This window comes from Dysgonomonas reticulitermitis (genome assembly GCF_054601275.1).
Map to the genome: position 1 here is coordinate 1 of NZ_BAAHWU010000024.1, position 25,407 is coordinate 25,407.

Below are 25,407 nucleotides of genomic sequence, written 5' to 3' on the forward strand. Positions count from 1 at the left end.
ATTCTTGATTTTATATTTATCTTTGATCTGGGTTATCGGTGAGGTACTCATATATCTACTTTTTTGAATTTGCAAATACAAAAATACACCTGTAACCCTTCTTTTACAATACCGTTGCAACAAAGTCACTAAAAAGTAACAAACTTCTACAGTTAGCAGTAGTTAGTAGTTAGTAGTTAGTAGTCAGTCAACAGCCAACAACTCGTACCTCGTATCTCGTCTACTCGTATCTTTTAACTAAAATGTAACAAACTCCACACTCATTTTCAAATTTGCTAATTCGCTAATTCGCTAATTTGCTAATTGTCTATTATAGATAAAACTAGTTTCATTCTTCACTTTTTCACTTTTCTTCATTCTTCATTTTTCATTTTTTTGAAGGGTTTACCCTGGAGAATGCTTTTGTTTAAATACATCTTTGAAAATAAAATTGTAATTTTGTGGCTCTTACATAGTCGATATGAATTATAAAAAAATAAAACTCAAACCCAAAAAGGAAGAATCGTTGAAACGCTTCCACCCATGGATCTTTTCGGGAGCAGTACAGCAGAAAGACAACGATCTGATTGAAGGCGAAGTTGTCAATGTATATACTGCCGGCAACGACTTCATTGCTGTGGGACATTACCAGATAGGCAGCATCGAAGTACGTGTATTATCTTTTGAGGAAGAGGAAATTAATCTTGAGTTCTGGAAAAGACGTTTGAGTTCTGCCTTGGAATTAAGAAAATCTATCGGTTTACTTTCTTCCGGAAACAATTCATACAGACTTATCCATGGCGAGGGAGACCTTCTGCCGGGATTAATCATCGACGTGTATGCTGAAACGGCAGTTATCCAGTCACACTCGGTAGGTATGCACGAATCGCGCATAATAATTTGTGAGGCATTGAAGGCTGTTATGGGCGACACTCTAAAAAACATCTATTATAAATCGGAAACCACTTTACCATATAAGGCCGATCTCGGGGCAGAAAACGAATACCTTTTTGGAGGAAAAAATATTTCGGAAATTGCTTTGGAAAACGGGCTGAAATTTTATCCGGATTGGGTAAAAGGACAGAAGACAGGTTTCTTTGTCGATCAGCGAGACAACCGTGCGCTACTCGAAAAGTATTCAAAAGATCGCAAGGTGCTGAATATGTTCTGTTATACAGGAGGATTTTCATTCTATGCCATGCGTGGCGGAGCGAAATTGGTTCACTCGGTGGATAGTTCTGCCAAAGCGGTTACATTGACTAATAAAAATGTAGAGATAAATTTCCCTGACGACGATCGCCACGAGGCTTTCGCTGAAGATGCCTTTAAATTTTTAGGCAACATCAAACCCAACGACTACGACCTGATTATACTCGACCCGCCGGCCTTTGCAAAACACAGGGGGGCTATAAAAAACGCGTTACAGGGCTATAAACGATTAAATGCCGCAGCATTTGAGAAAATAGCGCCGGGCGGGATAGTTTTCACATTTTCTTGTTCACAGGTGATATCAAAAGAAATGTTTCGTCTGGCAGTATTCAGCGCGGCGGCTATTTCGGGCAGGAAAGTACGGATATTAGCTCAGTTAAACCAACCTGCCGACCATCCTATCAACATTTATCATCCGGAAGGGGAATATCTGAAAGGCTTGGTGTTGTATGTGGAATAATATTCTTCAACCTTGTAAATTTCTTCACTTTTTTGAATTCAGATACGCCATATAATTTAATACAGCCTTTATATCCATATACGTATACTCCTCCGGCATCATCTCTTTGATAGCGGATAATGAGGCTTTGGGGTCGGTATCTTTAAGAACCGGCAACATATATTGCACTTTGCTGTTTGGCACTAATTGCAGAATATCCAGTTCGCCGGTAAGGATAAAACTTACGAGATGTCCTTCTATTGTGGTCGTAGCCAGATTTCGTTCCGTGGCTATTTCCTTTACCGATTTACCTTCATTGAAGAGAGAAAGTGTCAGTCTGTGACTATCCCCCTTTTGAGGTTTGGTTTTTTCTTTCGGGAGAATGTCTTCTTTTGGAGTTTCCGTTTCTATAAAGGTCAAATCCCGGGTAAGGCTGATACCTCCGTAATTTATATGTTCTATCCGGAATAGCAGACTAAGCAAGGTATTGTGGATTTCTGTAGCTTTGGCCAGATATGCTTTAACCTTTGACTTGGTTTTAAATCTTTCCAAGTGTAATTTCAAAGGGAGGAGAATGTTTTCCGATATATCCTTATGAAAATATGTGACAGCTTTTTCTACCCTGTCTTTTAACCGTGCTATATCGGGGTTGGGCGCAGATAATATCCGGTCAAGTTCTTTTATAAAATTCTGTGCTATTTCCTGCTGCTCAATAGCCCTGCTACACAGTTGGGCGAACACAGCCTGAACTTCTTCCTGATCGGGAATCTTTTTCTCAGAAGAAAGTTCATACAATGAACGTAAACTTCGAATGAAAGGAGTCCAATCGAAATATCGTTTCAGTTGCATAGCACAATAGCGAGGCTTTTCCGATTCAAGTATTTGCTCTAAAAAACCGATCGGGTGCTCATTCTTTGAAAACGCTATCGCAAATGGATCTGTACTTATACTCTGCTGTGTGATCTTAGAAAAAAGCACGATTCCATCGAGAGATGTACACCGGCTAAGAGCCACATAAACCTGCCCGGCCGCAAAAGCCTGCCCCGCGTCCACAACCACACGGTCGAATGTCAAACCCTGACTCTTATGTATTGTCACCGCCCATGCCAAGCGAATAGGGTACTGGGTAAACGAACCCAACTCTTCCTCTTCGATTTCACCGGAGTTCTCATTCAATTTATACCGGACATTGCGCCAGGTATCCTGCTCCAGATCCATTAAATCCCCATTCTCGAAACAAACCTCTATCTTATCTTCTTTTAAACTATTGATTGTAGCTAATTTTCCATTATAAAAACGCCGTATCTCGCCAACATCGTTCTTCACAAACATAACCTGAGCCCCTTCTTTTAGGACAAGATCGCGTTCGGCAGGCAAGGCATTCTCTGAGAAATCGCCGTGTATTTTTCCTTCAAACCGAAACTCTTTTCCCGAAAGCTTTTTGATCTCTTCACTATTTATCCTGTCGGCTTTGTAATTATGCGTGCATAGGACAATATACCTCTTTTCTTCGGGCAATTTGAAAGATGGATTATAGTTTTGGTTCAACAGGTGCAAATCCTGAGAAGTGGCGCAGTTATTCCGGATACGATTGAGTACGTCAATAAACTGTTGATCCTGTTGCCTGTATATTTTTTTCAATTCAATATATAAAAGAGGAAAATCCTCTAATACCTGCGCATGAAAGAAAAAGGGAGAGGGATAATAATGCTTCATAGCCTCCCACTCCGCCGACTGAACGACAGGAGGTAATTGAAACATATCACCGATGAAAAGGACTTGAACACCACCAAACGGCCGCTGATTGTTTCTATATCTTCGCAACATATAATCGGCCGCGTCGAGCATATCGGCACGCAACATACTCACCTCATCGATGATCAGCAAATCGAGTTCCCGAAGCATTTCGATCTTCGACTTCCTCAATTTAAAATGAAAGTCCAGTTTCTTTTTACCTTCGAAGTCAGGAATGTAAGGTTCGAACGGTAGTTGCAGCAAGGAATGAAGTGTAACCCCTCCTGCATTGATAGCGGCGACACCAGTTGGTGCGGCAATAATAACGTTTTTATCGGTAGTTTTCCGGATATGATGCAGGAACGTAGTTTTCCCTGTACCCGCTTTTCCTGTCAGAAACACAGATTGTGATGTATGACAAACTATATCGGAGGCCAGATTAAAAACAGTGTTCATGAATACGGTTTTATTCTATTTAATACAAATATAAAGCTAATTTTATATATTTATGAAAACAAAATCGCAGGTTATCGAAAAAAGAGAAAGAAGTTGTCTATAATCTCTAAATATCACTATTTTTGTATTAGGACTAATTACTCTATTATGAAACACATTTTTACGCTCATATTTCTGGCTGCTTTTGCCTCGTGCGCTACTACAAATTTCCTGACTATTGAGATCAAGGAAGCAGCTACGGTAACATTCCCAAACGATGTGAAGAATGTTCTGATTGTAGATAATAGCGCTACAGACGAAGAAGCGGAAAGCGATAAAAACGATTCAAAACTTGCTATTATTTCAAATGACAGCGCTAAATCCATAGCTATCAATTCATTGAAAAAGTTTATGAATGAAGAAAAATATTTCGACAGAGTAGACGTATACCCACAAAAGATTAATAGCACCGGCTCCATAGAAGAGATTAAACCATTAGCTCCCTCAAAAGTCAGATCTTTATGCCAAAGCAACAAAGCCGATGCTGTAATCTCTCTCGATTTATATATGGTATCTGCCAGTGTAGAGGCCGAAACTGTGTATTTTTTCAATAATTATAGTTTACTAAACGCACAAGTCGGAAGCATTTTAAGAGTTTATAGAGCCAATGGGACAATGATAGCTCCACCGGTCGTTTATATGGATAGTTTATTCTTAGAATCCTCTGAGGACTGGAGCCTCAAGAAAAGCAATATTAATGAATTAAACGGATTAGTCGCTGAAATATCGATAAAGGCCGCCGACAATCTCACAGGGGCATTTATCCCTTCATGGAAAACACAAGCACGCTGGTTTTTCTCAGACAGCTCTTCCGAGATGAAAAAAGCAGCAAAATATGTTGCAGAAGGAAAATGGGAAGAGGCTGCCGATATATGGAGCGCGTTATATGATAAAGAAAGCAATAAGAATAAAAAAATAAAACTGGCTTCGAATCTGGCGCTGGCCAATGAGTGCCTCGACGATATAGATAATGCCTTGGCTTGGATATCTATAGCATTCGAGCAACTTCCGCAGAACAAAAACTCGTCTGAGTTAGCATTGCTTACATTCGGATATAGAGAAATATTAAATAAAAGAGAAAAAAATAAATCCAAGCTGTATGAACAACTCGGACTTGAAACAGTAAAAGATACACCTGCGGACGAATAATCTTACATCCTATCGGGAACTTCAATCCCAAGAAGAGACATCCCGCTTTTTACAACTTTAGCCACTTCCTCGGAAAGAACCAGCCTAAAGCTCCTTAACACAGTATCTTCTTCTTTAAGAATCGTATAATCGTGATAGAACTGGTTGTATTCCTTCACCAAATCGTAAACGTAATTCGCGATCAATGCGGGATTATACTCGTCTCCGGCTTGTTTCACAATTGCAGCATAATCACCAACCAATTGTATAAGGTTTTCTTCTTTTATGCTGAGATTAATATCTTTTTTCAGTTGATCAGGGATAGCAATCCCCTGTTCTACCGCTTTACGCAAAACAGATTGTATACGCGCATACGTGTACTGAATAAAAGGGCCTGTATTTCCGTTGAAATCGATAGATTCCTTAGGATTGAAAGTCATATTCTTTTTAGGATCTACTTTCAGTATAAAATATTTCAGTGCACCCATACCCACTATACGGGCTATATTGTTGGCTTCTTCCTCTGTAACGCCATCAAGTTTACCTAATTCCTGAGAGGTTTCTTTGGCTGTAGCGACCATTTCATCGACCATATCGTCAGCATCGACTACTGTTCCCTCACGCGACTTCATCTTACCTTCCGGCAGTTCTACCATTCCGTAAGAGAAATGGACTAAGCCCTTACCAAACTCGAAACCTAACTTATCCAACAAAATTGATAACACCTGAAAATGGTAATTTTGCTCATTACCCACAACATATATCATCTTGTCTATCGGATAATCATCGAAGCGCAGTTTTGCTGTACCAATATCCTGAGTCATATAGACAGAAGTACCATCGCTGCGAAGCAATAATTTATGATCGAGGCCTTCACCTGTAAGGTCTGCCCACACCGAACCGTCTTCCTTTTGGTAAAAGACGCCTTTCTTCAAACCTTCAAGAACAGTTTCTTTGCCATCCAGATAGGTCTGCGATTCATAATATATCTTATCGAAGTCTACTCCCAAACGTTTGTATGTCTCATCAAATCCGGCATATACCCATGAATTCATCTTTTCCCAAAGAGCGACTGTCTCCGCATCTCCTGCTTCCCATAAGCGGAGCATATCACGCGCTTCTGCCATAAGCGGGGACTTGGCCTCAGCTTCTTCTTTAGAAAGTCCTTTTGTCTGTAGTTCGGCCAACTCGGCCTTATAGTATCTATCGAACAAAACATAATAATCTCCAACCAGATGATCGCCCTTTTTACCGCTGGATTCAGGAGTTTCATTATTCCCCCACTTCTTCCATGCAAGCATCGATTTGCAGATATGGATACCCCGGTCGTTCACAATATTAGTTTTAACAACACGATTGCCATTTGCCTTTAACACTTCAGCTAAGGCAAAACCCAAAAGGTTATTTCTTATATGCCCCAAATGCAATGGCTTGTTCGTATTCGGCGATGAGTATTCGACCATAACTAGCGGTGAATTATCTCCGGCCTTTACAATTCCATATTCTACTGAACTATGAATGTCATTCAACAGATGCAACCAGCTAGTTGTATCGATGGAAAGGTTCAAAAAGCCTTTTATTACATTATAGCGAGCTACTTCATTCGTATTTTCTACCAGCCATTGACCTATTTCCTGAGCTGTCTGTTCAGGATTTTTCTTCGATATTTTCAAGAAAGGGAAAACCACCAATGTATAGTGCCCTTCAAATTCTTTTTTCGTCTTCTGTACAGACGCTTGCTCTGCCGTCACTTCGTGTCCGTATAGATCGTGGATGGCTTTAATTACCGATTTTTGTAATGTCGATTCTAATTTCATATTGAGATTGATTATCAGGCTGCAAAATTATAAAAAAAGCAACAAGACCTGAATTATAATAAGACAAAAAAGCGGGAAAGATTCTTCCCCGCTTCTCTATTCTTTGATTTGCTAATTTTTACAGAGCAGCTAAATCAGCACCTGGTTTAAATTTAACTGTTTTTTTAGCAGGGATGTTAATCACAGCTTTAGTTCTAGGGTTGATACCTTTTCTAGCAGCTTTTTGAGTTACTGAGAATGTACCGAAACCAACTAGAGCAACTTTTCCTCCAGTTTTAACTTCTCCTGTTACTGATTCGATAAATGCTTCTAAAGCTTTTTTTGAATCAACCTTGCTCAAGCCTGATTTTTCTGCAATTGCATTAATAAGTTCTGTCTTGTTCATAATTGAATGTAATGATTTAATTAAACATTGATATAACCGAAATTACGTTTCTAGTTCTAGGTTTCAAATATAAGTGTTTTATTTAATAATCATAAAAAAAAAGTAGAAAAACTCATGCGAAATTAGAAAATATCTAAATGTAAAGGCCTTTTTCACTCATAAAAGAAAAAATATCTGTATTTTTGGGCGTTAAAGCAATATATAAGAAAACAAAAATGAATCAAAATAATACAGGGTTTGCAAGCTCAATACCCCCTGTCACTCTGAACCTTTTAATAATCAACGTACTTCTTTGGGTAATAACCGCTCTTTTTGCAAGCCGGGTAGACCTGATCAATTTGTTAGGGTTACACTATGTGACATCTGATTTATTCAAACCTCATCAGATAATAACATATATGTTCATGCATGGCAGTACCTCGCATGTATTTTTTAATATGTTTGCAGTATTTATGTTCGGTAGCGTCCTGGAAAGGACATGGGGATCGACCAAGTATCTGGTTTATTACATACTAACAGGATTAGGCGCAGCAGCGCTTCAATTACTTATCACATATATAAGAATACAATCGATAGAGGCAGAACTGCCGGCTGAGGCGATAGCAAAAATATATGCCGAAGGCGCAAATATTATGGTCCGAGGGTTAAATTACACGGATCCGTTGTGGGGCAGCCTGAACTCTTTATTGAACAATCCTATGGTAGGAGCATCAGGCGCGGTATTCGGCCTACTCGTCGCATTTGGCATGATGTTTCCCGATTCACGTATTATGATGTTGTTCTTCCCTGTTCCTATTAAGGCGAAGTGGTTTGTTATAGGATATGGAGTTATGGAATTGGTACTAGGCATATTGGACAACGCAGGCGACAATGTTGCCCACTTTGCTCACTTAGGAGGATTGATTACCGGATTTTTTATCGTTCTTTACTGGAAGAAAAAAGCAAAGTCGAATGGGCGTTTTTGATACGATAAAACACAGGTTTAAACAAAAAGACCTATTGGTACAACTCATCATTATCAATGCAGTTGTTTTCTTCGTATTTGTCATCACTGCTATGATAGGAAAGCTATTCAAGCTCCCGTCGATAGACCTGATTCCTTATATTGGGACTACATCAGACATACATCTCCTGATAAAAAGACCGTGGACAGTGTTCACCTATATGATTGCGCATAAAGACTTTTTGCACATATTGTTGAATATGCTCATGTTGTTCTGGTTCGGACAGTTATTCCTGAGATATTTCAGTTCTAAAAACCTGGGGAGCATATACTTGCTCGGAGGATTGTCCGGCGCGGCGTTATACGCACTAGCATTCAATACGATACCATATTATATAGATATGAACCATCCTCCTATGATAGGAGCATCGGCATCAGTCATGGCAATCATATTTGCAGCCGCATTTTATAAACCGGATGCAGAAGTCAGTCTCTTCTTGCTATTCCGAATAAAGGTCGTTTACATCGCGATTTTTATGTTTATAATAGATTTCATTTCACTAGATAGCAACACAAATCCGGGAGGGCATGTAGCGCATATCGGAGGGGCTATAACAGGTTACATATTCGCCAGACAATATTTGAAAGGAAAAGATATCACTCGCTGGATCAACAAAATGATAGATTCGATTGTTAATTTAACCAAGCCTTCCGGTAAAAAGAAAATGAAGGTAAAATATAAAAAACGGGAAGCCGACTACGACTTTAACCAACATAAGCATAACGATGCAGAAGAGATAGACCGTATTCTCGACAAAATAAAATCTTCGGGATACAGTAGCCTTAATGCTGAGGAGAAAAAAAGATTATTCGATGCAAGTAAAAAGTAAACTTTCAAAAATAAAAATAGGGAAATACCTTAAGTATACGATATTTGCAACTAACATATTTGCCATTATCATCCTCATACTATCTACTTTCGCCTGGAAAATAGTGCCTTCGAAAGCAACTATAGTTGCCTATTTGGGACTTGGATTTCCAATCATTCTGTTTGTTAATATACTATACCTTATATTATGGATAATTTCTTTCAGATGGAAATATGCTTTAGTGCAACTGGTTGCCATAACAGTATGTTGGCAACCTATATTGACTTGCTTCCCTATCCATACCCGTACAAGCGTAAAAGATATTCCCGAAAAAAGTTTCAAACTCCTCACATATAATGTTCGCGCGTTTAACTGGGCCAAAGGCAAAAAAGCACGAAACAACCCGATTATAAAATATCTTGTAAATAGTGATGCCGATATTATTTGTTTACAAGAATTTGCCGTTTCCACCGGGAAAGACCAAAATGGTATCATTACCGAAAAAGAACTAAACGCAAAGCTCAAAGAGTATCCTTATCACGAAATCATAAAATTGGGGACATCGAGGGGTTCTTTAGCTTATGGCCTGGCATGTTATTCTAAATTCCCCATCACTAAATCAACCAGATTACCTCTGGAAAGCTCTTACAACGGGTCTGCGATGTACGAACTGAATATACAAGGTAAAAACGTTATACTTGTGAATAATCATCTGGAATCGAACCGGATTACATCCGAAGATAAACAATTATACAGAGAGTTTTTTAAAAACAAGGATAAGGAAACGTTGGGTGAGGTAGCAATGAACATACAAACCCGATTAGGAGCAGCATATAAAATAAGGGAGGCGCAGGCAAAAATAATCAGAAACCTTTTAGATAAACAGGAATCTGACGTGACAATTGTATGCGGCGACTTCAACGACACCCCTATTTCATATGCATACTACACCATCAAAGGAGATATGGTAGATTCTTATGCAAGTACCGGATTCGGACAGGGAATCACTTACCACGAAAATATGTTTTGGTTCAGGATAGATTTCATTATGCATTCTCTTGGATTACAATCGTACAATTGCACTGTAGACAAAATAAAATACTCCGATCACTACCCCGTGTGGACCTACCTGGCATTCAAATAATAATATTCAATATAGCCCTTTCAACTTTTTTTCTACCTTTACATCATAAAAACAGACAGATGAAGACTCTTCCGGCCAGTCCCTACATGCAATTTACCCGTGAACAATGGGCTGCATTGCGCGACTCCGAGCCAATGACGCTCACCTATGAAGAATTGTTAACCCTGCAAGGCATAGATCACGAACTATCGATAGACGAAGTCGAAGATATTTACCTGCCGCTCTCGCGCCTGTTAAGTTACTATGTAAACGCGCGGACAAGCAGGCAATCTGTATTGATGAAATTTCTGAAACAAGATGCGCAAAAAATACCATTCATCATTGGTATAGCAGGTAGTGTATCGGTGGGGAAAAGCACTACGGCACGTGTGTTACAGGCCTTATTAAGCCGCTGGAAAGAGAATACAAGGGTTGCGCTTGTGACAACAGACGGGTTCTTACACCCGAATGCCGTTCTCGAAGAAAAGGGTATTATGCACAAAAAAGGTTTTCCGCAATCTTATGATATAAAAAATCTGATAAAGTTTGTGACTGAGATAAAATCAGGAGCAAAAGAAGTCAAAGTACCTAAATATTCGCACCTTATATATGATGTGATTCCAAACAAATACGAGATCATAAACCAGCCTGACATCCTGATCCTCGAAGGATTGAATGTTTTGCAAAGCGGCATGGATTATCCCGGGGAAAAACCACGGATTTTCGTTTCCGATTACGTGGATTTTTCTATATATGTAGATGCAGATGAAGACAAACTGGAAGAATGGTACATTTCCCGTTTTATGAAGTTCAGAAAAGGGGCGTTCACTGATCCTAAGTCTTATTTCAAAAGCTTTGCCGAACTTTCGGAGCGAGAAGCTATAAAAACATCGAAGACAATATGGAGAGAAATTAACCGCAAAAACCTCCGCAAAAATATTTTCCCAACACGTGAACGGGCAAACCTTATACTGCATAAGGGAGAGAACCACATAGTCGACTACGTAAGGCTAAGAAAATAAAGACCTTTACAAAAACTATTCTCTTCGAATAAGGCTAAGACAGTATATTTTCTATATCATTCTTTATATCGTCTATCAACTCTTCTTTTTTATCCTTCTCTTCTTTAGGCACAAAAACATAAAAGAAATAATCCTCGTCCAAATCATTGGACGGCAATCCTAATGTCTTTATCGACTTTATCTGATTATTGATATCTATAAATACCTCTTGATTGTCTATAGTCGAAAATTTCGGAGTAGCGTTTAAGAACAGGAAATCGATGGATTTTTGACTAAAGATATCTTTTATGATTTTTTCAATTTTTGTTGTTATCCCAGACAGTTTTTGAGGCAAATCTCCGAAGTAAGATAAAAATTCCGCCCTCGATTTCCATAGAGGAATATATCTGTGATTTCTACTGAACCATTCTTGCGCGTACTCATTTTGAGGCAGATATTGTTTTAACAAATGGATCAGATCATCGTCAGACGGTAAATAAAGAATATGATTACCTATCGGTATGGGTTTAATATATGAATCATAGTTAAACAATTTACTCAACGATGTGTCTTTGTCCGAATCCGGAAAAATTAAAGTTGCCAAGGTTTCGATGGATTTATCCAGTATATATTGGTCATATATAACTTTATGATGATTGATTACGTATAGGTATTGAAAGTTCTTTACTGAAAGGACGCTTTGTATTTCGTATAAGGCGCTGCTATCGTAACATATATCGTATCGCTTCTTTTGATTATTCTTTTTCAGGTGGATCGAGTGTATTAATCGTTCCACATCCACATTTGTTGCGCTGTATCCGGAAGCCCATTTATCCCTGCAAACATAGTCTATCTTGTCTGCATCGATAACCCGTCCGTTGAGTAAGGATACGAAGCAGTTTGCAATATTTGTATATGGATCATTCCTTTTTAAATACTTACAGCCGATTATCATCCTTACAACCAGCAAAGGATCTCCTCCGGCTTCCTGAATTGGTTTTGCAAAACGGTCTAAAACCAAAGCTGCGCTCAGACGTTCGTGCGGAGCAGATTCCAACGCCTTATCTATATCATTGCCAAATTCCGAATCATCAAACGGAGTAGCCAAATCGACAAGAATCCCGGTTAATCTTGCAGGTTTGTCATAATATTTTTCAAACGTATGGCTAAACGGGGCATGTCCGCAATCATGCAACAAACATGCTATTTTATAGGATTCGCCTATTGTCGCCCATTCTTCATCCGTCAAAACATCCTGAATATCACAGCGTTTCCGTATTTGCTTATAAATCTTACGCCCAATAAAATAAACACCCAAGGAATGGATAAATCTATCGTGTCTGGCACAAGGGAAAATAGACCTGCCCGAAGTCTGCTCAATACGCCTCAATCTCTGAAACTCAAAAGAATCTATAAAATTATGAACATATTTATCTGGTATAGAGATATACCCATGAACGGTATCTAAAAATTTTTTTTCTTTATGTAATGTAGAAGGCATAGTTTGTAAGGCTAAAAAGATTTTGTTCCTCTCAGATTATAGGGAAGACATTGTTTCCTTTAATATGCTTAAGTATTGGGGAGGTATTTCATTGGCCCGTTCTTTAAAGTATTCTATTTGTTCGGAATCAATATCCTTGTAGATAGTGATCTTCGTATCATCCATTCTTAATATATTTGAATAGATATTTACTGTGGAACAAATTGTAACTCTTGTAATATCAACATAGATATTTGCTGTTCTTTCTTCGATACTCTTTCGTATTCGCTTCAGCTGGCTATAAGATATTTCTGTAAAAGAATCGTTTCTATACGCAATCATGTAAGCCAATAATTTTGACGGATAAAGTGTATAACACATAATTATTAACTGGTTATTTATTTATATTCTGCAAAGTAAATATTTTTTTTCATTTAGAACCTGTTTATTCTTATTTTTTTCAGGGCAAACCCAAAATCGCATTATTAGCCACAAGCAGTCAATTAGCTAATGTACCAATTATCCCATTTTAACTAAAAAGTAACAAACTCCACACTTAGCAGTAAACAATGAGCAGCTAATTACAAGTTGTTGTCGCTTCGTGCCATTTGCTAATTTGCTAATCATCACCATAACTATAGATAAAATTAGTTGCGAGTTATATTATATAGATTACAATAATTGTTTACACAAATAGCATATATAACTAATTGGTTTACAAAATATTGTAATTTTGAAATATAAATTATTTAAACACCTCCGACAGTAAGCTTATTGACCAACACGGATGGCAACCCTTGTCCGACAGGTACTCCCTGTCCATCTTTGCCACAAGTCCATGCACCCTCGTCTATTTTCAGATTATCGCCTACCATCGTAATATCCGCAAGCGCCCTCGGGCCGTTGCCTATTATATTTATATCCTTTATTGGCCGCGTAAGCTTTCCGTTTTCTATCAGATAACCCGTTTTAACGAAGAAAGTAAAGTCTCCCGCTCCTATCTGAACCTGTCCATTCGTAAAGTTATCTACATAAACACCCTGTTTGACCGAAGCGATAATGTCGGCTTCCGGAATATTTCCCTGCTCCATATAAGTCACCCTCATACGGGGAAGAGGAGCATAGCGGAATGATTGCCGGCGTCCGTTACCCGTAGGTTCCACATTATAGTATTTGGCGCTGATCCTATCGTGTAAATAGCTTTCCAAAACACCGTCTTTCACAATATATGTTTTTTGGCTTTCGACACCCTCATCATCGAAGTTTATAGCGCCACGCGCATGCTCCACCGTACCATCATCTACTATATTGATATTGGAAGAACATATTTTTTTACCGAATTGACCGGAGAATATAGAAACATCCTTTCTATTGAAATCAGCCTCGAAAGTATGGCCAATTGCTTCATGCAATAATATACCGGAGCTTCCGGCTCCCATAACAACAGGCATTTCGCCTCCTTTCGGCTTTATAGCTTCGAACATGAGCGATGTTTGAGCAACAGCCTCCCGAGCCAGGGTTTCTACCAGTTCATCTGTCAAAAACTCAAATCCTTTGCGGTATGCACGTGAAGCAGACCCATTTTCTATTTTCCCGTCCTGTTCCATCGTACACGAACCATACATAATACACATCGGACGATAATCCCATGTGAGTATGCCTTCCGAATTGAAGAAAAGGATATAGGACGTAGAATCATTCAGGCTCACAGAAGCTTTTATAACACGCTGATCGAGTTCGAATATCCGGTCATTAAGCCTTTGCACAAAAGACCTTTTGTCTGCTACAGAAACATCTATCCACGGTCTTTGTATCTTGTAATAGTCTCTGAAATGACTTTCTTTTATTTCAATGGGATTTTTTAAACCGGAAGGCACAGAAGCTATACTGGCCGCAGTTTGTGCCGCTTTAAGCAAGCTTTTCAATTCCGTATTTTCTACATAGGCATATCCCGTCTGGTCGCCGGACACAACCCGCACCCCTGCTCCAAAGTCAATATTGGAAGAAGCCCTGTTTACTTCTCCATCGCGCAAAGCAATATTATTACTAAACGTATGTTCGAAGAAAATATCGGCATAATCACCGCCCCGGCTCAATGCCTCAGATATTACTTTTAATAGATCGGACTCAGCAATAGCGAATCGTTGTAGAATATCTTGTTTATTCATAATTTTTCGACTTCCATCTTTTTAAACTTATTCACCTGCCATATAAACAGAATAGCGGTCAGCATTGTTGCCAAGAAATCGGCCGTTGGTAAAGAATACCAAACCCCGTTTATTCCGAAGAGATGAGGAAGAATAAACAATGCGGGCAATAATAACAAAAACTGACGGGTAAGACTTAAGAAAATAGACTTGCCGGCCATCCCTATACATTGGAAGAAATTTGTTACAACTATCTGATAACCCACTAATGGAAGCATAATAGTCACAATATGCAAAGCCTTAGCGGTTTCGGCAGCTAAAGGAGGAGACGGATTGAAAGGCTGGACAATAACACCCGGCAGCAACAGCCCTATCAACATCCCGACGCAACCAATAGCTATTCCCACTTTAATTGTATAAAAAAGCGTTTCCTTTACGCGCCCTATTCTTTTAGCTCCATAGTTATAGCCGACAATCGGCTGCATACCTTGCGTCAACCCTACCATGACCATGATAATAATCATCACCAGGGTATTTGCAATGGCATAGGCTTCGATAGCAATATTCCCACCGTATGTTTTCAATTTATTATTTATAAAAAACACAACTATCGATGCCGCGACCTGTATAAAAAACGGAGACAATCCGATGCTGGCCACAGCCCATACTATTTTTGGATTCAAGGTTATATACTTCTTCCGAAGACGCAGCATACTATTTTGATTCATAAAATGGTACATCACAAAGCACAACCCTATGAACATTGAAATAATAGTAGCAATAGCGGCGCCTTTTATTCCCCATTCCAGCCAAAAAATAAAAACAGGCGCGATGATAATATTTGCGACGACACCTATCAACATTGTATACATTGCTTTCTGAGGATAGCCGGAAGCCCTCATCATGCTGTTGAAGTTAAAGCAGAGGGTAAGGAATATATTTCCGGGTAAGTAATACAGCAAAAATTCTTTTGCATAAGGAAATGTTTCCTCTGTGGCACCGATTTGCATCAAAATAGGATCGAGAAACAGAAAAAGGCCCGTAACTAAAGTTCCGGTCAGAATTATTGTCATCAGAAAGGAGTTTCCTATAATCTTTTCGGCTGTTTCTTTATCCCCTCTTCCAAGACAAATAGATATACGGCTGGCCGCTCCTGCCCCGACGAGCATACCCACAGCTGCTGTAAGGTTCATCACAGGCAGGACAATTCCCAGTCCACCTATAGCATGGTCTCCCAGATTGGGCCCGTGTCCGATATAAATACGGTCAATAATATTATACAAGGCATTTACCATTGTTCCCACAATAGCCGGAAGCGCGTATTGCCAAAGAAGTTTACTAATCTTTTTATTCTCTAATTCATCAACATTCGCAGTTTTCAACATTTCAAAAACTTAATAGTTAAGGAGTGCTCTCCCATCTGTAAAAATAGTTCGCAAAGGTACAAAAATTTAACATCCCGGAAAAGATGCCTCTGTTTAAATAGAGTTAATAAGGAGCTCCCCTATCTTCAAATCTAAAGGAGTCGTAATTTTTATATTGGCTACTTCGCCTTTCACAAGGTGAATATCAATCCCCATAGATTCAACAACGGAAGCATCATCTGTAAATGTCATTTTATATTCCGTCTCATATGCTTTTTTGAGAATATCACCATGAAAAACCTGTGGGGTTTGCACTAGTCGTATTTGAGAACGGTCTATTATTTCGCTCTTTCCATCGTCTTTTACACGACGAAGACTATCGGTAGAATCAATTGCCGGAACAACGGCCGAGAAATCGCGGGCAGCATCAAAACATCGGCAGATCATCTCCCTCGAAGCAAATGGCCTCACCCCATCCTGAACAGCGACAATACCTTCGTCAACCATATCCAGGCCATTCTTCACCGAATGAAAACGGGTTTCGCCCCCTGTCGCAATTCTGTGAGAAACAATAAAACTATGATCCTTGCAAAGTTGTGTCCAATAGCCCTGATGCGAGAGAGGCAGTACAAGAATAATATTTATATTCTTATCAAAGTTATAAAATGCATCTATAGTATGCATAAGAACAGGTTTACCTCCAATCGGAATAAATTGTTTAGGTAAATCGCTCCCCATACGCAAACCTTTTCCTCCGGCAACAATAATTACATTGTTCTTCATTCTATTTTATCCAGTATTTTCTGAATCTCCGTATTTGTTTTTTGCAATTTATCCTTGCAAAATCGTATTAAAGTCGCAGCTTGCTTTACTTCCTCCAATAAAACATCTACATCCAAATCCTCATTTTCTATTCTGTACATGATGTCCTGCAATTCCTGCATTGCTTCACCATACGTTTGCTCTTTTTTTGCCATTTCCGAAAATCATTTAAAATACAAATATACGAATCTTTAGGAAGCTGCCCTCTCGCCCGGTCTCTTATATTTCCCGCTACCGATATATAGGTATTAAAGCATAGGAAAATACCAAAAAATAATGATTGCGACATATCATGGATATAGTACCTTTGCCACTCGATATCGACATTATTTATATTCAATCTGTATTATCTATATCAAAACAATGAAAATTCTATTGCTTATATTGTCTGCGCTGATCTTTGCATTCACAACAGTCTCAGCAGACCCGATCCCTTCTTCAAACATCAATGTAACGGGACATGTGATAAATAAAAAAACAAAGGAACACATCCCTTTTATAAATGTTGTTATTAAAAATACAACAATAGGGATAGCTACCGATGCGTCGGGACATTATACGCTCAATAATCTGCCTGAGGGAAAATTCACCCTCGTAACTGAAGGTATCGGCTATAAACCGCAAGAAACAGAAATAATCCTGAAAAAAGGAAAATCCTTGGAAGTCAACTTCGAGGTAGAAGAAGATGCTCTTAAACTAAGCGAAGTAGTAGTAACGGCGGGAAGATCTTCTCAGAAACGAACAGAAACTCCGATTATAGTCAACACAATTAGCACAAAATTATTGGAAACAACCCAATCGGTAGTGCTTGGCGAAGGGCTGAACTATTGTACCGGATTACGATACGAAAACGATTGCCAAAACTGTGGATTCTCTCAGATAAGAATGAATGGCATGGAAGGCTCATATTCTCAGATACTGATAAACAGCCGCCCTATCTTTAGCGGACTGGCAGGCGTATACGGTTTGGAACTGATACCTGCGAATATGCTGGAACGTATAGAGATAGTAAGAGGAGGTGGCTCGGTGCTTTACGGATCTAACGCCATTGCCGGAACAATTAATCTTATATTGAAAGACCCGAAAACAAATAGTTTCGAAGCCGGATTCAACACCTCACTCATTGGCACAGGCGCAAGTGGTTCCAATGGCCCGAAAGCAGACTATAACGCCACATTCAACGCATCATTGGTAACAGACGACCATAAGGCCGGAATAGCAGTATTCGGCAATATGCGCGATCGTCAGATGTTCGATGCCAATGGAGATAGCTTTTCTGAAATAGCGCCGATGAAAAATACAGTTATCGGTACACGCATGTTCTACCGTCCGGCATACAGAAGTAAACTTAGCCTCGATTTCTTCAACATCCGGGAAGAGCGCAAAGGTGGAAATAAACAAGACTACCCCGATCATGAACGGGATATATCCGAATCCGTAAAACACGATATGGTTACCGGAGCATTGACCTTCGAGCAATACCTTCGCGAAAGCGATCTGCTATCAGTATTTGCCTCAGGACAATACCTGGACAGGGGTTCATATTACGGAGCCAACCAGTCATTAAGCGATTATGGGAACACCGTAGAAAAAACTTATAACGCAGGAGCTCAATATAAAGCTTTCATCAATGAAGCTTCGTCCGTAATCGGAGGAATCGAATATACCGGTTCGCACCTGAAGGATGTAAAATTAGGGTATCCTGAATATTCCGTTGAAAACGGCCAAATAGTCGTACATCATGTTCCAAACCGGATTGTATCTGATCAATCTTTATCTACAATAGGAGCATTTGCTCAATACGAAATCAAGGTAGGTAAAGCTAAATTCCTGGCTGGGGCTCGCATTGAACACTATGCAATAGACGACAAACAGGCAGACAGCGATAAATCGGGAACTGTTTTTGTGCCCAGAGCCAGTGTCATGTACGACATTACTCCATCTTTACAAGTACGGGCAGGACTCTCCAGAGGATACAGAGCGCCGCAAATTTTTGATGAAGATCTTCACATCGAGACCTCAGGATCCAGACAGGTGATCAATAAAAATGATCCTGACCTGAAACAAGAGAATAGCACCAGCTACACATTATCGCTAGATTACAACAAGAATATAGGAGGAGTTAATACGAACTTCCTGATTGAAGGATTTTATACCAAGTTACATAACCCATTCCGCAACGAGATTGGAGCCCCTGATGAAAACGGGACAGTTATTTATACCCGTGTAAATTCCAAAGATGGAGCTGTGGTACAAGGAATCAACATAGAATTGAAATTAGTTCCTTCGGATAAGCTTTCATTCTCAGGAGGTCTTACAGTACAGTCAAGCGAATACAAAGTGACAGAGGAAACATTCAATGAGAAAAAATTCTTCAGAACTCCCAGCACTTATGGATTCTTTACTGTCGATTGGGAATTTGCAAAAAACTTCGGTGTGTCGGCAACAGGAAACTACACCGGTAAAATGTTAGTCCCTTATTTCGGACCCGAAATAACTGTACCCGAAGACGGAGAACTTCGCAAATCGAAAAGCTTTTTCGACACAGGCGTCAAGTTCCATTATGACATGAGATTAGGCGGAGGCGTAACAATAGAATGGTTCGCAGGAATGAAAAATATATTCAACTCTTACCAAAACGATTTTGATAAAGGTATAAATCGTGACCCTTCATATATATACGGCCCTAGCCTACCCCGAACAGTATTCCTTGGATTCAAAATAGGAAATTTACTATAAATCGATCTTCAATTATTAAAAAAGAGGTTTTCCCTTATAGGAGAAGACCTCTTTTTTTCGCATATTTGCTATAAATTAATGAATTTCCAAATGAAAAAGACAATCTTTCTTACCTTACTTCTTACTCTATGCCATTGCTTATATGCTCAGCAAGTAGATACAATAAGCGTATTTAGCAAAAAAATGGATAAAAACATCAAAAATGTTATAATTCTACCCGATGGATATAATACTGCAAACAAAAAATATCCTGTACTTTACTTACTACACGGGCACGGCGGAAAATATGATTCATGGATAAAAACAACAAAGAAAAACCTGCCGGAAGAAGCCACAAAATGGCAAATGATTATCGTATGCCCCGATGGGCAAAACAGCTGGTACTGGGATAGTCCGATTGACCCAAAATTTCAATTTGAAACATATGTGAGTTCCGTGCTGGTTAGTTATATCGATAAAAACTATAAAACCATCGCCGGTTCCGACGGAAGAGCTATCACCGGCCTCAGCATGGGCGGACATGGAGGATTATGGCTCGGCATTAATCATCCTGATGTTTTCGGCGCTTGCGGCTCAATGAGCGGAGGAGTAGATATACGCCCGTTCCCGAACAACTGGAATATGAAAGACAGGCTTGGAGAATATAAACAAAATCCTGAGGTATGGAATAATCACACTGTAATAACCCAACTATATAAGATAGCCCCGAATACCTTATCAATTATTATTGATTGCGGGAAAGACGACTTCTTCTATCAGGTGAATGAAAATTTGCATAACGAAATGCTGCAAAAGAATATTATCCACGATTACATTGTGCGTCCGGGAGGGCATACCCATCAGTATTGGAATAATGCCATAGATTATCAAATGCAATTCTTTTCTAAGTTTTTCAATAAGAATTAGAATCTGTTTAAATTTTATTCGTTCCGATTTTCAGAACTATTTTTAGAGTGATTTTTTCTTTTTTGAAGTGCGAATAGCGGGCTATTCAAACTGAAAAAAGGGAAAAATCAGATAAAAAGAGACTGAAAATGAACGAAGATAGTATTATAATAAAATATTCGTATAAAATTTAAACAGTTTCTTAATACCTTTGACTGTAAGTTAAGGCAATTAGGGTATGAAAGATGTAATTATAGCAGACAAACAAGATATAACCCGCATTGGGATAGAAACCCTTATAGAGAAAACGGGTAAAATATCATCAGTAGCAAGGGCAGACAACAAGAGCGAACTAATAAAACTCTTGTTATCATGTCCGGAGACTATCGTTGTGCTCGATTACACGCTTTCTGACTTCGCCGGCATCGACGAATTACTGAATCTGGGCTACCGGTTTTCCAAAGTAAAATGGTTGTTGTTCTCCGATGAATTGAGTAACGATTTTTTAAGACGGTTAGTAATCAATAGCGAATCTTATAGCGTCGTATTAAAATCGTGTGACCTCGACGAGATAAATATGGCTTTGATACAAATGCTACGCGGAGAACGGTTCATATGTAACCGCGTAACAAATCAATTGTTGCAGCCACAGAAACAGCAAACGGATATAACAGAAAACCTTTTAACTGCAACAGAAAAAGAAATACTCAAAGAAATAGCATTAGGGCATACGACAAAAGAAATTGCCGCCAATCGTCATTTGAGTTTCCACACCATTATTACACACCGCAAAAATATTTTCCGTAAACTGGATGTGAATAATGCACACGAAGCTATCAAATATGCGATGCGGGCAGGGCTGGTCGATCTGGCGGAGTATTATATCTGATCCCGATAAATGAAAAACGCAGATTATTATACTACAAAAATCAACCTATTCTTTATAAACCTCTTTAACAGATACAAAAAGGCCAAACTAAAGTACAAAATAGGTATTCCCATCTGTATAGTTCTACTTATCTGGTATATATTCTGTTTGCCATCACCTCTTTTCGAAGTTCCATACAGCACGGTCGTATCAGACCGGCACAATGAATTACTCGGAGCCCGCATAGCCGACGACCAGCAATGGAGGTTTCCGACTGCCGATTCTGTTCCCGAAAAATATAAAACATGCCTCATCGAATTTGAGGATCAATATTTCCGCTCACATTGGGGAGTGAACCCGCTTGCCATAGGAAGGGCAATCAAAGACAATATAAGTAAAGGACGAATAGTCAGTGGAGCCAGTACGATCACGATGCAGACAATACGGTTGTCACGCAAAGAGAGTCGCACATTCGGCGAAAAGTTCATCGAAATGATATTGGCTACCCGATTGGAATTCTCTTATTCTAAAGACGAAATATTAGCGCTATATGCATCTCACGCCCCTATGGGAGGCAATGTAGTAGGAATAGAGGCTGCATCGTGGCGATATTTCGGTCATCAGGCGGCAACATTATCTTGGGCAGAAGCTGCTACCCTTGCCGTACTTCCGAATTCCCCTTCTTTAATGCATTTCGGACGGAACAGGGAAAAGCTCTTCAATAAGAGAAATAATCTATTGAAAAAACTATACGAACGAAGTATCCTGGATAAAGTAGATTATGAACTCGCGATCTCCGAACCTCTGCCTTTTCAGCCGCATCCGTTGCCGCAAGTCTCTCCACATCTTGTAACCAAACTATATAAAGAAGAGGGAGGCAAACACATCACAACCACAATAGACAAGATTCAACAAGAACGGACAGAATCTATCCTTACCCGATGGAATGCCGAATTTGCCCAGAATGGAGTAAAAAATATAGCTGCTATCGTTTTCGATGTGGAGAAGAATGAAGTAATATCGTATTGTGGTAATGTAGATTTCGAAAACAATATTTCAGGAAACCAAGTAGATATTATTCAGTCGCCTCGCAGCACCGGCAGTATTTTAAAGCCGTTTCTTTACTGTGCCATGCTACAGGAAGGATTGCTCCTGCCAGATCAACTGTTACCCGATGTACCTATCAATTTGAACGGATTTGCACCTAAAAACTTTAGTCTGCAATACGATGGCGCTGTACATGCGTCAGAAGCCTTAGCCCGTTCCCTGAATGTTCCTTTTGTAGTATCATTACGGAAATACAGCGTACCTAAATTTTATAACCTGTTGAAAAACGCAGGTATGACCACATTGAACCGGTCTGCCGACAATTATGGATTATCCCTTATATTAGGTGGAGCTGAGGGTAAACTATGGGATATAAGCGCCATGTATTTGCAGATGGCACAACAATTGAATTCCTACAATGAGGAAGGAAGGTATTATGAACCAAAATCACCGGCTTACATACTGAACGAAAGAGAAGACAAACGAGGAGAAAGAACCCGAAACCCGGTCTTCACAGCCGGAGCTATCTGGCAAACATTAGAAGCACTGACCAACCTGAACCGGCCGGAAGAAATCGATTGGCGTTCGATACCATCTATACAAAAAATAGCCTGGAAAACCGGAACCAGTTTTGGTTTTCGGGATGGATGGGCTGTCGGTGTCAACTCAAAATATGTTGTAGGAGTATGGGTAGGTAATTCGGATGGAGAAGGGCGTCCCGGACTGACAGGAGCACGCACGGCAGGCATGGTTCTATTCGATATATTCGGGGCTCTACCTCAAAGCCGCTGGTTTACACGTCCCGACAACGATCTTGTGAAAGCGGAAATATGCCATGAGAGCGGCTGTCTGAAAAGCATCAATTGCCCTGAGACATCAATAGATACGGTGTGGATATGCAAAAAGGGGCTGGAGTCATCGGTATGCTCTTATCATAAGCTAGTTCATTTGTCTGAAGACAAACAATATCAGGTATATGAGAATTGTGCCGGTAAAAGGGGGATTATCCACACATCGTGGTTTGTATTACCGCCATCCTGGGAATGGTACTATAAAGAACAACATCCCGATTATCGTTCTCTACCACCCTACTCACCTGAATGTAGAGAAGACTCGGATATAAAATTGATGGACTTCATTTACCCGTTCCCTAACGCGGTAATCAGCCTGCCTAAGCAGTTGGATGGCTCTCCCGGGCAGATTGTGTTCGAACTGGCGCACCGTTCGCCTCAAAACCGGGTGTTCTGGCATTTGGATGGACAATATATAGGGGAAACAAAAGACTTTCACAAAAAAGAATGTTCGCCAAACAAAGGGGAGCATACTTTAACCGTCGTGGACGAGACGGGAGCAAGCCTAAGTATCAAACTCGCCGTTAAATAAATTTAACCATATATATGTCGTTGATAATCTGCGTATAACAAATCTTTTCCGAAACCAATGCGTATTTTCCCCTTTTTTTTCAAAATATCCATGCAACGTCTATCTTAAAATTGCATCTACTTATCAAAGCAAGGAGAAAACGTTTGAAGACTTCCCAATCATAACACAAAACAAAACGACAAAGCATGAAAGAGGTTTGCACAGCCAAGCGACGATTTTTTAACATGAGACTAAATTTTACAAAACTTTTTTTGAAATGAAAGAAGTGTCCAAATCAGGATACTTCTTTTATTTTATTTCATAAAAAAATAAAATGGATAAAATTGGAACAGTTTCTTATTTATTTTTATATTTGTACTTAATAGTATTTTCAATACAATTTATATATCGGGTACAAATCGTAGGGCTTATATCAAAAGTATTAGATTGTTAATCAATACTTTAAAGGTATAAATCCCTATTATTTTCATCAAAAAAAAATACACTTATTTCATTGCTAATCTGTCATTTATTTAACTTTTGGAAAAAACTATAGCTAATAAGATGAAAAGACTAGAGGATCTTTTCGTAAGGGTTTGTATGAGTTATTTGATTTGCGCAATGCTAATCTTCGGCATTTTTGGTGGTTATTTTATGTATATCGACTTTAGCCCACTGAATTATATAGACTCGGCTATCGCCATATTTCACTTCTTATTGTTATTTCTGCCATTCAGGGTAATTTACAAACAATCTACATATTTTATACATGTTTATCTGATTTTTATTATGCTTGCGCAAATCGTAATTGTCACTCTTTATTCGAAGACTGGGCAAATCACAGCGGTTATTTGGATTTTTCTTGTACCGATGGGGGCCAGCCTTTTTAAATCTAAAGGAAACAATACTATGTCTTGGATCATTCTTAGTTTTCTAACTACCGCGATAACACTTATTCTTACCTACTTTACCCCAAGTAATTTCGGCATTACACATTTGGCTGAACCTCACAAAGGAGTGGCAGATATACTTACAGTACTAGGTTTTCTTGTCCTTTTATCATTATTTGTTTATTATAAAAATAAAATAGTGGAAATCGAATTGGAAATAGCACAAAACGCGAATAGGAGAAAGCCGATACGACTAACGTCAACAAAAGAAAATACTACTTCGCGTAATGAAAACATATACACGGATGTACTTGCGCTTTTCGAACAAGAAAAACCATATTGTAACCCCAATTACAGCATTACCGATTTAGCCGTTAAGCTCAATTCAAACGTTAAATACGTGAGCTTGGCGCTGCGAAGTCAAAATTCCGACAATTTCAATACCTTTATCAACAGTTTTCGTATTCGTTTGGTAAAAGAGATATTGAACGATGACTCCAAGAAGAAATACACCTTGCAGCATATCTACATATCGGCGGGATTCCGCAACCAAAGCACTTTCAATAAAGCATTCCGCATCGTTGAAGGCATTACTCCTTCCGAATACATCGCCCAAAAGAAAAAAACACAGACAATACTGTAAGCAAACAGTATGTGACTCCTATTTTCAGCCTTATGCAA

General features: G+C 39.2%; 20 protein-coding genes. 11 read left to right on the plus strand and 9 right to left on the minus strand.

The annotated features are described in order from the left end of the window. The first annotated feature begins 460 nt into the window (after positions 1–460). Complete coding sequence (locus ACYPZI_RS09930) at positions 461–1,648, plus strand: class I SAM-dependent rRNA methyltransferase (RefSeq protein WP_459601112.1); 1,188 nt, start codon at positions 461–463, stop codon at positions 1,646–1,648. A 24-nt stretch (positions 1,649–1,672) separates the two neighbouring features. Here ACYPZI_RS09930 and ACYPZI_RS09935 read toward each other — a convergent pair whose 3' ends face one another. Continuing rightward, positions 1,673–3,817 carry a helix-turn-helix domain-containing protein gene (locus ACYPZI_RS09935; protein WP_459601114.1) on the minus strand — a complete coding sequence of 715 codons (2,145 nt, stop codon included), beginning with the start codon at positions 3,815–3,817 and terminating at the stop codon, positions 1,673–1,675. Positions 3,818–3,964: 147 nt separating this feature from the next. Here ACYPZI_RS09935 and ACYPZI_RS09940 point away from each other — a divergent pair, with 147 nt between their 5' ends. Further along, on the plus strand, positions 3,965–5,005 hold the full coding sequence (locus ACYPZI_RS09940; RefSeq protein WP_459601116.1) for a DUF6340 family protein: 1,041 nt from the start codon (positions 3,965–3,967) through the stop codon (positions 5,003–5,005). A gap of 2 nt (positions 5,006–5,007) precedes the next feature. On the opposite strand, the gene argS is transcribed toward ACYPZI_RS09940, so the two are convergent. Next, complete coding sequence (gene argS / locus ACYPZI_RS09945; protein WP_459601118.1) at positions 5,008–6,801, minus strand: arginine--tRNA ligase; 1,794 nt, start codon at positions 6,799–6,801, stop codon at positions 5,008–5,010. 118 nt (positions 6,802–6,919) lie between these two features. Beyond that, complete coding sequence (locus tag ACYPZI_RS09950; RefSeq protein WP_459601120.1) at positions 6,920–7,186, minus strand: HU family DNA-binding protein; 267 nt, start codon at positions 7,184–7,186, stop codon at positions 6,920–6,922. 215 nt (positions 7,187–7,401) lie between these two features. Here ACYPZI_RS09950 and ACYPZI_RS09955 point away from each other — a divergent pair, with 215 nt between their 5' ends. From ACYPZI_RS09955 to coaA, 4 genes are read left to right on the plus strand one after another with little or no spacing between them, the layout of a single operon-like run. Then, on the plus strand, positions 7,402–8,151 hold the full coding sequence (locus ACYPZI_RS09955) for a rhomboid family intramembrane serine protease (protein WP_459601122.1): 750 nt from the start codon (positions 7,402–7,404) through the stop codon (positions 8,149–8,151). Next, positions 8,138–9,019, plus strand: a complete 882-nt coding sequence (locus tag ACYPZI_RS09960) for a rhomboid family intramembrane serine protease (protein ID WP_459601124.1) — start codon at positions 8,138–8,140, stop codon at positions 9,017–9,019. The genes ACYPZI_RS09955 and ACYPZI_RS09960 overlap by 14 nt, the downstream gene beginning before the upstream one ends. Beyond that, complete coding sequence (locus tag ACYPZI_RS09965) at positions 9,003–10,142, plus strand: endonuclease/exonuclease/phosphatase family protein (RefSeq protein ID WP_459601126.1); 1,140 nt, start codon at positions 9,003–9,005, stop codon at positions 10,140–10,142. The genes ACYPZI_RS09960 and ACYPZI_RS09965 overlap by 17 nt, the downstream gene beginning before the upstream one ends. A gap of 59 nt (positions 10,143–10,201) precedes the next feature. Further along, positions 10,202–11,143: a type I pantothenate kinase gene (coaA, locus tag ACYPZI_RS09970; protein WP_459601128.1), complete on the plus strand. Its 942-nt coding sequence runs from the start codon at positions 10,202–10,204 to the stop codon at positions 11,141–11,143. 34 nt (positions 11,144–11,177) lie between these two features. Here coaA and ACYPZI_RS09975 read toward each other — a convergent pair whose 3' ends face one another. From ACYPZI_RS09975 to xseB, 6 genes are all read right to left on the minus strand, one after another. Continuing rightward, positions 11,178–12,623 (minus strand): HD domain-containing protein, encoded by a 1,446-nt coding sequence (locus tag ACYPZI_RS09975; RefSeq protein WP_459601130.1) that lies wholly within the window; start codon positions 12,621–12,623, stop codon positions 11,178–11,180. Between the two features lie 36 nt (positions 12,624–12,659). Continuing rightward, complete coding sequence (locus ACYPZI_RS09980) at positions 12,660–12,944, minus strand: hypothetical protein (protein ID WP_459601132.1); 285 nt, start codon at positions 12,942–12,944, stop codon at positions 12,660–12,662. Between the two features lie 407 nt (positions 12,945–13,351). Further along, positions 13,352–14,770: a TldD/PmbA family protein gene (locus ACYPZI_RS09985; RefSeq protein WP_459601134.1), complete on the minus strand. Its 1,419-nt coding sequence runs from the start codon at positions 14,768–14,770 to the stop codon at positions 13,352–13,354. Then, positions 14,767–16,134, minus strand: coding sequence for an MATE family efflux transporter (locus ACYPZI_RS09990; protein ID WP_459601136.1), 1,368 nt, complete (start codon positions 16,132–16,134; stop codon positions 14,767–14,769). The genes ACYPZI_RS09985 and ACYPZI_RS09990 overlap by 4 nt, the downstream gene beginning before the upstream one ends. A gap of 93 nt (positions 16,135–16,227) precedes the next feature. Continuing rightward, positions 16,228–16,896, minus strand: coding sequence for a 2-C-methyl-D-erythritol 4-phosphate cytidylyltransferase (locus ACYPZI_RS09995; protein ID WP_459601138.1), 669 nt, complete (start codon positions 16,894–16,896; stop codon positions 16,228–16,230). Further along, the gene (gene xseB, locus ACYPZI_RS10000) at positions 16,893–17,090 is read right to left on the minus strand and encodes an exodeoxyribonuclease VII small subunit (protein ID WP_459601140.1); all 198 of its coding nucleotides are present in this window, start codon (positions 17,088–17,090) and stop codon (positions 16,893–16,895) included. Before xseB ends, ACYPZI_RS09995 begins: the two co-directional genes overlap by 4 nt. Before the next feature lie 208 nt (positions 17,091–17,298). Here xseB and ACYPZI_RS10005 point away from each other — a divergent pair, with 208 nt between their 5' ends. The 5 genes from ACYPZI_RS10005 to ACYPZI_RS10025 all read left to right on the plus strand — a co-directional run bounded on the left by ACYPZI_RS10005 (position 17,299) and on the right by ACYPZI_RS10025 (position 25,369). Continuing rightward, a complete protein-coding gene (locus tag ACYPZI_RS10005; RefSeq protein WP_459601142.1) occupies positions 17,299–19,674 on the plus strand; it encodes a TonB-dependent receptor in 2,376 nt (791 codons plus the stop codon). 90 nt (positions 19,675–19,764) lie between these two features. Next, entirely contained in the window at positions 19,765–20,580 is an 816-nt protein-coding gene (locus tag ACYPZI_RS10010; protein WP_459601144.1) for an alpha/beta hydrolase, read from the plus strand. A 217-nt stretch (positions 20,581–20,797) separates the two neighbouring features. Next, positions 20,798–21,448 carry a LuxR C-terminal-related transcriptional regulator gene (locus tag ACYPZI_RS10015; protein ID WP_459601146.1) on the plus strand — a complete coding sequence of 217 codons (651 nt, stop codon included), beginning with the start codon at positions 20,798–20,800 and terminating at the stop codon, positions 21,446–21,448. Between the two features lie 9 nt (positions 21,449–21,457). Next, complete coding sequence (pbpC, locus tag ACYPZI_RS10020; RefSeq protein WP_459601148.1) at positions 21,458–23,857, plus strand: penicillin-binding protein 1C; 2,400 nt, start codon at positions 21,458–21,460, stop codon at positions 23,855–23,857. Between the two features lie 543 nt (positions 23,858–24,400). Next, a complete protein-coding gene (locus ACYPZI_RS10025; RefSeq protein ID WP_459601150.1) occupies positions 24,401–25,369 on the plus strand; it encodes a helix-turn-helix domain-containing protein in 969 nt (322 codons plus the stop codon). Positions 25,370–25,407 lie beyond the last annotated feature (38 nt).

What these genes read in the sequence shown, in the direction of transcription:
- ACYPZI_RS09930 (WP_459601112.1), top strand. Translation starts at nt 461, where the DNA reads ATGAATTATAAAAAAATAAAACTCAAACCCAAAAAGGAAGAATCGTTG.
- ACYPZI_RS09935 (WP_459601114.1), bottom strand. Translation starts at nt 3,817, where the DNA reads ATGAACACTGTTTTTAATCTGGCCTCCGATATAGTTTGTCATACATCA.
- ACYPZI_RS09940 (WP_459601116.1), top strand. Translation starts at nt 3,965, where the DNA reads ATGAAACACATTTTTACGCTCATATTTCTGGCTGCTTTTGCCTCGTGC.
- argS (WP_459601118.1), bottom strand. Translation starts at nt 6,801, where the DNA reads ATGAAATTAGAATCGACATTACAAAAATCGGTAATTAAAGCCATCCAC.
- ACYPZI_RS09950 (WP_459601120.1), bottom strand. Translation starts at nt 7,186, where the DNA reads ATGAACAAGACAGAACTTATTAATGCAATTGCAGAAAAATCAGGCTTG.
- ACYPZI_RS09955 (WP_459601122.1), top strand. Translation starts at nt 7,402, where the DNA reads ATGAATCAAAATAATACAGGGTTTGCAAGCTCAATACCCCCTGTCACT.
- ACYPZI_RS09960 (WP_459601124.1), top strand. Translation starts at nt 8,138, where the DNA reads ATGGGCGTTTTTGATACGATAAAACACAGGTTTAAACAAAAAGACCTA.
- ACYPZI_RS09965 (WP_459601126.1), top strand. Translation starts at nt 9,003, where the DNA reads ATGCAAGTAAAAAGTAAACTTTCAAAAATAAAAATAGGGAAATACCTT.
- coaA (WP_459601128.1), top strand. Translation starts at nt 10,202, where the DNA reads ATGAAGACTCTTCCGGCCAGTCCCTACATGCAATTTACCCGTGAACAA.
- ACYPZI_RS09975 (WP_459601130.1), bottom strand. Translation starts at nt 12,623, where the DNA reads ATGCCTTCTACATTACATAAAGAAAAAAAATTTTTAGATACCGTTCAT.
- ACYPZI_RS09980 (WP_459601132.1), bottom strand. Translation starts at nt 12,944, where the DNA reads ATGATTGCGTATAGAAACGATTCTTTTACAGAAATATCTTATAGCCAG.
- ACYPZI_RS09985 (WP_459601134.1), bottom strand. Translation starts at nt 14,770, where the DNA reads ATGAATAAACAAGATATTCTACAACGATTCGCTATTGCTGAGTCCGAT.
- ACYPZI_RS09990 (WP_459601136.1), bottom strand. Translation starts at nt 16,134, where the DNA reads ATGTTGAAAACTGCGAATGTTGATGAATTAGAGAATAAAAAGATTAGT.
- ACYPZI_RS09995 (WP_459601138.1), bottom strand. Translation starts at nt 16,896, where the DNA reads ATGAAGAACAATGTAATTATTGTTGCCGGAGGAAAAGGTTTGCGTATG.
- xseB (WP_459601140.1), bottom strand. Translation starts at nt 17,090, where the DNA reads ATGGCAAAAAAAGAGCAAACGTATGGTGAAGCAATGCAGGAATTGCAG.
- ACYPZI_RS10005 (WP_459601142.1), top strand. Translation starts at nt 17,299, where the DNA reads ATGAAAATTCTATTGCTTATATTGTCTGCGCTGATCTTTGCATTCACA.
- ACYPZI_RS10010 (WP_459601144.1), top strand. Translation starts at nt 19,765, where the DNA reads ATGAAAAAGACAATCTTTCTTACCTTACTTCTTACTCTATGCCATTGC.
- ACYPZI_RS10015 (WP_459601146.1), top strand. Translation starts at nt 20,798, where the DNA reads ATGAAAGATGTAATTATAGCAGACAAACAAGATATAACCCGCATTGGG.
- pbpC (WP_459601148.1), top strand. Translation starts at nt 21,458, where the DNA reads ATGAAAAACGCAGATTATTATACTACAAAAATCAACCTATTCTTTATA.
- ACYPZI_RS10025 (WP_459601150.1), top strand. Translation starts at nt 24,401, where the DNA reads ATGAAAAGACTAGAGGATCTTTTCGTAAGGGTTTGTATGAGTTATTTG.